General features: G+C 68.0%; 5 protein-coding genes. 2 read left to right on the top strand and 3 right to left on the bottom strand.

Features of this window, described 5'->3' with window-relative positions:
- A partial coding sequence (locus tag ACRDUX_RS29530) for a multiheme c-type cytochrome (RefSeq protein WP_526419161.1) occupies positions 1–1,407 on the bottom strand: 1,407 nt, incomplete at its 3' end.
- Positions 1,408–2,147: 740 nt separating this feature from the next.
- Positions 2,148–2,666, bottom strand: a complete 519-nt coding sequence (gene msrA / locus ACRDUX_RS29525; protein ID WP_526419159.1) for a peptide-methionine (S)-S-oxide reductase MsrA — start codon at positions 2,664–2,666, stop codon at positions 2,148–2,150.
- Positions 2,667–2,872: 206 nt separating this feature from the next.
- Between msrA and ACRDUX_RS29520 the strand changes: the two genes are divergently transcribed.
- Positions 2,873–4,903 carry a glycoside hydrolase 64/thaumatin family protein gene (locus ACRDUX_RS29520; protein WP_526419157.1) on the top strand — a complete coding sequence of 677 codons (2,031 nt, stop codon included), beginning with the start codon at positions 2,873–2,875 and terminating at the stop codon, positions 4,901–4,903.
- A gap of 89 nt (positions 4,904–4,992) precedes the next feature.
- Here ACRDUX_RS29520 and ACRDUX_RS29515 read toward each other — a convergent pair whose 3' ends face one another.
- Positions 4,993–5,763: a M23 family metallopeptidase gene (locus ACRDUX_RS29515; RefSeq protein ID WP_526419155.1), complete on the bottom strand. Its 771-nt coding sequence runs from the start codon at positions 5,761–5,763 to the stop codon at positions 4,993–4,995.
- Between the two features lie 3 nt (positions 5,764–5,766).
- Between ACRDUX_RS29515 and ACRDUX_RS29510 the strand changes: the two genes are divergently transcribed.
- A partial coding sequence (locus tag ACRDUX_RS29510) for a hypothetical protein (RefSeq protein ID WP_526419153.1) occupies positions 5,767–6,078 on the top strand: 312 nt, incomplete at its 3' end.

Here is a 6,078-nt window from a genome sequence, read left to right as displayed (position 1 = left end):
GCGCGACTCCGCGCCGAGCGACCAGGTGCCGTGCGCGTCGGCGGGAATCGCCGCGTTGGGCGTGAACATGAAAGCGCCGGCCGCGTCTGGCCCGACCAGCGTGCCGGTCGGCGAACTGCCCAGCGGGTTGCCGTTGAGCAGCGTCGTGTAGTCGGTGGTCGGGCCAGCGTAGTTGAACGCCAGGCTGCCGAGCGTGCTGAGATCGCGCACCGGCGTGCCGGCGTCGTTGGCGACCGTGAAGGCGATGGTCGGCCGCTGTCCGGCGGCATGGTTGCTGATGTTGGAGATGAGGACGTTGAGGCCCTCCAGCTGCGTCGAGCGCGCCGGCACGACGTGCGCGCCGGGAACGCTGATGTCGAACTCCTGGTTCTGCGTGCCGGCGTGGCAGGCGCTGCACTGGCCGTCGGCATACGCGCCGGGCGAATGGTTGGTCCCCGGCGGGCCGGCCGCTGTCGTCGCCAGCGACGGGTTCACGTCGTCGTGGCAGGTCGCACAGGCCGGGGCCGAGGCCTTGGTGCGATAGAAGTCCGCCGTCGGACCGTCCGCGTGGCAGGTGAGACACTCGCGGAGGTCGCGCGGAAAGGCGACCCCGATGACCAAGCCGTCATCCCGCTTCTCGGCGAAGACGCTGTCGCCGATCGCGTAGGTCGCCCCCGGCGGACCGTCGGCGACCAGATGCAGATCGACGCCGGCATGGATCTTGTGGACCATGTGCCGGAAATCGATGCTCTCGCCGGTATCGGCCACCGCCGCCTCGGTATGGCAAGCGAGGCAGAGCCGCACCTCTCGACGATTGCCGTGCTCGATGAGCGGCGCGTGGCAGCTGTTGCACTGCGCCGTCGTCGTCGCGGCTCGCACTTGCGGCACCCCGCCGCCGGGGACGAAGTCGAACACCGGGTCGACGCCGTATTCCTGCTCACGGAAGTCACGGTCGACCTGCGTGGCAATCGTATAGGTGAGCGCAGGGTCGTAGTCGGCCGGCAGCCGGGTGGCGAAGACGTAGCGATACGCGCCGGTCGCCGCGTCGACGACCGTCAGGGTCCCGCCGCTGTCGAACGCCGGCTGGGTCGCGTTGATCTCGTTGACGTAGCGGAAGAAGGTGTTGCCGAGGTCGCCGCCGCCGTCGTACTCCTCGAGACGGGTGAGCGTGAAGCGGACGCGCGCCTCCTGGTCGCTCTGGGCTCTGCTGGTCACCGCCGTGAGGGGGATGCCGCCGTCGTCGGTGACCGTGAACGTCACCGACACCTCGCCTTTCGGATCGGACGCCACCGCCGCGTCGACGATCTCACTCATCAGGCCCGGACCCGCGACCTGCGTCGGCGGCGGTGTCGGCACCGCGGTCGGCGTTTGCGTCGGCGACGCCTTCGAGCCGCCGCCGCCGCAACCCGCAGCGATGAGCCCGGTCAACCACAGCAATGCCAGCAACAGCGGCACGCGCTGAAAGCCCGCCCGAACGCCGTCGCTGCTTCGACCCGATGCGATCATAGTCGGCTGCATTCCTCGGTTGTCGATGCGTCTGCCGTTCGCGTACAGCGCCGAGACACCCGGCGTCAAGGCGCGGAGTTGCCAGGAAGGACGAGCCCTGCAAGCGCCCCTCGGACACCCGGCCAGGGTCCGCCCGCCGCACCCGCATTCGCGTGTACCGGCAGGGGCGGACCATCGAAATGGCTTTGGCCGCAGGCCCTAGCGAAGCCGGGCCTGATCGTCCGCGATCCGGCCGGCAATCGTCTCGCGCCACTCTTCGTACGGCTGGCAATCGCCGGTCGCGCGACACAGCTCCTCCGTTCGGCGCAGGATCTCGGCATCGTCAAGGGCGAGGTCGAGGACTCACCGAACGGCTGGTGGACGAACCACGGGCTGTCGACGACGAACTCGAGCCCGTTGCCCACGGGATCGCGCGTATACACCGACCAGGAGTTGCCGTGGTTCAGTGGAATGAAGGTCGTATTCCCCGCCGCGATGAGGCGCTGCTGCACGCGGTGCGGAATCCCCGCGGCAAGCACTCGCGCGGAGTTGGCGATCGACATCGAAGGGTCGGATGCCCTCCAGGGCAGGAACCAGATCACGCGACCGCCCCTCACAGCGGGCGCTCGGCGCGGCCGGCCGGCTCGTGCCGCGACAGCCGGAGGCGCGGCCGAGCTCACCCCTCAGGCCGTCCGTGCGCTCGCGCGCCGCGGCAGCTTCCAGCCCGGTCGCGGGAAATGGCACGTGTAGCCGCCGGGAGAACGCAGCAGGTAATCCTGATGCTCCGGCTCGGCCTCCCAGAACGGACCGGCCGGGCGCAGCTCGGTGACGACGGGGCCCGGCCAGAGGCCGGAGGCGTTCACGTCGGCGATCGTCTCCTCGGCGACCCGGCGCTGCTCGTCCGACTCGTAGTAGATGCCAGACCGATATGATGTGCCGCTATCGTTGCCCTGCCGGTTCTTGGTCGTCGGGTCGTGGACCTGGAAGAAAAACTCGAGAAGCTCCCGGTAGGAGAGCTTGGCCGGGTCGAACACCACTTCGATCGCTTCCGCGTGCGAACCGTGATTGCGGTACGTCGCGTGCGGTACATCGCCGCCGCTGTAACCGACGCGCGTGTTCGTTACGCCCGGCAGTTTGCGGATCAGGTCCTGCATGCCCCAGAAGCACCCGCCCGCGAGAATCGCCGTTTCCGTCTTCGCCATCGTTTCCGTCTCCTTCTGGAAGCCATCGTGACCGCGCCAGCGGTCACTGGGGGCCTTCCCTTTCCCACGCGAAAGGTGGTTGATTGCGGACAATTGCGCAACAGACCCCCTGCCCGCGTTGGATGGACCCATGATCGACAACCCGCGCCGTCGATCCACTTCGCAGGCCGGCTACGCGACTCTGCACAGGTTGAGGTAGGGAGCCGATGGACAGACTGACAGGAACTTCCGGTCGACAGGCCATGCGGCGCAACCGGTCCACCCGGGTCGTCATCGTCGCGCTGGTGGCGGCGCTCGGGTTCGCTTCGGCGCAGCGTTACTTCGGCTCGGTCGTCGCTCGGGCGCAGACCGTTTCCGGCTCGACGATGGTATCGCCGATCCCAACGCCGACGGCCGTACCCGAGCTGCCGGTACTCACCCCTCCCCCTCCGCCGTGCCCGACGCCTCCCTCGGGCGGATGCCCGGCCTGCACCAGCGACGTTCCGGGCGCGTCCGACTACGAGAACAGCCTGCCGGTTCCCTCGCCGGCGGCGGGCTTCAACTATGTGGTGCAGTTGGTCAACGAGTCCGACGTGACCATCTTGGCTGGGGCGGATGCCGCCCATCAGGGGAGCGCGGTAGCGGGCGGGCCAGTGCCGCCGCCGATCGCGGTCCTGCCACGCGAGGGGACGTGGGTGATGCAACCGAAGGGCGCACCCAACAACGGGAATATCCTGACCATCGACATCCCGGCGGGGTGGGAAGGGACGGTCTGCCCGCAGGACAACTCGAATTGCGGCGCGCTCGGGCCGCGTTTCTGGCCGCGCACCGGCTGCAAGTACGACATCGAGTACAATCTCGCCCAGTGCGAGACCGGTGGCTGCGGGGATGCCTATGACTGCGGCAAGCAGGCGCTCAGGAACCCGCCGCGCGGCAGCGTCGCGCAAACGCCGACCAGCATCGTCGAATGGACCTTCAATTCGCAGGCGGCGCAGGGGTTCGTGTACCCCGACATCAGCCTGGTGGATGGCGTCACCCTCACCATCGACGTTCAGGCCATCGGTCCGCATTGCGAGTCGCAGCCGAACGCTCCGACATCGATGTTCTGGTTGAGCCAGAACCAGCCCCTCGCGGTCCATGGCGCCGATCTGCGCGATCCCGGCAGCTGTATACCGAGTTTCCAGCTGACGCGTGGCGAGGTGGGGCAGATCATCCAGGGCACCGGCAACCCGGACGACGTGGTGGCCTGCTTCACCAATTGCGGCAGGTACGAGCACCCCAAGCCCGACGCCCATTGCGACCCAACAACGGATGACCGATGCAAATATTGGTTGGCCTTCTGCTGTTTCGCCCCCCCGGGGGACCCCAACCACGTCTACGGTGGGACCTGCCCCACGGTTGGCCAATGCGCCCAAAGTGGTGGCTGCTGGAATGATGGATCGGAGCCCTGCACCACGTCCCCGGATTGCCCGACAGGCTTCGACTGCATCGATGGCGTATGCGCGCAGCCGTTCTGTGCCTGCCGAGCCTTCAACAAGAGTGCCGGCTGTGCCGCCGACGTCTGCACGCATCCGTACACGGACAGCGACCGCGCCTCGCAGCCGCCATTCGGCCGCTGCAGCGAAGTCACCAGCGACGAGACTGCCTGCATCGGCGACGATACGGTGCACGCCGTGTTCCCCGGCGGCTACACGTGGCCGAACGACCCGCAGACGTATGTGAGCGATGCGCGCGCCTACCGGATCATCTTCGCCCCCGGCTTTGTACCCGGCACCAACCCCCCGATCACGGACGCGGAACCTGTTCCGGCCTGCGATTCATTGCCGGAAGCATACGGTTACGAGACACAACAGCAGAACTGCAGCGGCAACAAAGGCGCGTTGTTCGCGGGTGCACTGCCGGCGCCCGCGTGCGAGAAGACCGAAGACTGCCCGTTCATCCCGGGTAGTACTCCGCCGGCGCATTCTGCCTGCGACACCGTGACGAAACGCTGCGCAACCTGGTCGTGTGAGATAGCTCCCGGCGGGCCGGTGTCCACCGGCACGATCTTGTGCCAGTGGCCGACGGCCGACTCACCGTCGCCGACGCCCACCGGCCTGGTGAGCGGACCGGTGCCGACGCCGACGCACCGATCGGGATCGGAGGACGACGGTTGCGCCATCAACCCCGGCAACGGGGGCTCGCACGGCGGGGGTCTTCTCGTGCTCGTCGCTGCCGCCGGCGCCCTGCTCCGCTCCCGGCGCCGCTCGCGCCACTGAGCCTCCGGCCGTCACCTCGTGCGAAACGGGGTGACGGCCGGTCTGAGCGACGCCCCACCAGGTCGACGACCCGGTGGCCGAGGACGCCTTCAATCGAAATTCAGGATCAGCAGATCCAGCGGCAGCGCGTTCGTTCTGCGCGGCTCGCCCTCGGGGGGCACGATCGCGAGCGGCTCCTCGGTGTTTTCGACGCGATCGAATTCCGCCGTCGATACCCCGCGGCCGACGATGGAGAACGAATCGATCACGTACGGCCTGCCGTTGGAGGTCAACGGCGAGGGCCCGTCCATGACGTGAAAGTGGAGGTGGGGCGCCGAGCTGTTGCCGGTGTTGCCGACCAGGCCGATCGGCTGTCCTCGGTGAACTCGATCGCCCACGTTGACGCGAAGCGAGCCCTTCTGCATGTGACCGCTCAAGGTGAACAGACCGTCGCCGATATCGATCACGACCGAGTTGCCGTCCACCTCATCGAGCGGCAGTGCCGTGCCCGGTAGCTGTCCCGGAACCTGGTCCTCGAGACCGTCGCGCACGAGGATGACCTGGCCGTCGGCCGGCGCCAGCACCTGCTTGCCGTAGACGATGTAGTTGCGCGGATTGGAGGCGTCGCCAACCACGAACGCGCCCCGCGCATCGACCTGCTCCCAGTCGATCGCGAACCGCTGGGCAAACCACAGGTCGTTGTTGAGCGGGAGGGGCGCCCGGATGTGTCGAACTGAACGACAACAGCCGTCGGCCGCAATGTACGAGCGCCCGGCTTCCAGCGGCGGGCCCAGAATGGGGACCAGGGCATCGGTGTCGACCGCCACCTCGCCCCCGCGCGTCGTGATCGGCGCGGGAAGCCGATCGGCCGCGACGGTCACCCGGTGTGTCAGGCGGCGCGGAAGATCCGCACGGGCATCGAACGCGAGGGTCAGGAACACGAGTGCGCCCTGGGCCGGACCGACGACCGGATCGGCTCTCCGCGTTCCGATGACCTCAACCGACCGGGCGATCTCGGCCTGATCCATGGCATGCAGTATCGATCCGTCTCCTTCGATCTCGATGCCCGTCACCGTCAGCTGGAGCGACGTCCCGTTCTGCAGCGGGACCTCCCAGAGGAGATGATACCGGCCATCGGAGCCCTTCACCGGCACGACATCGGGACCACTGCGCACCAGCAACGGCGTGAGCTGAAC

Origin of the sequence: Mycobacterium sp., from assembly GCF_050701675.1 — a bacterium.
Lineage (GTDB): Bacteria > Actinomycetota > Actinomycetes > Mycobacteriales > Mycobacteriaceae > Mycobacterium.
Note: the sequence above shows the minus strand (reverse complement) of the source record. Positions and strands in the feature narration are given on the sequence as shown.

Excerpts from the sequence above, each read along its gene's own strand:
- msrA (WP_526419159.1), bottom strand. The coding sequence starts at position 2,666 with ATGGCGAAGACGGAAACGGCGATTCTCGCGGGCGGGTGCTTCTGGGGC.
- ACRDUX_RS29520 (WP_526419157.1), top strand. The coding sequence starts at position 2,873 with ATGGACAGACTGACAGGAACTTCCGGTCGACAGGCCATGCGGCGCAAC.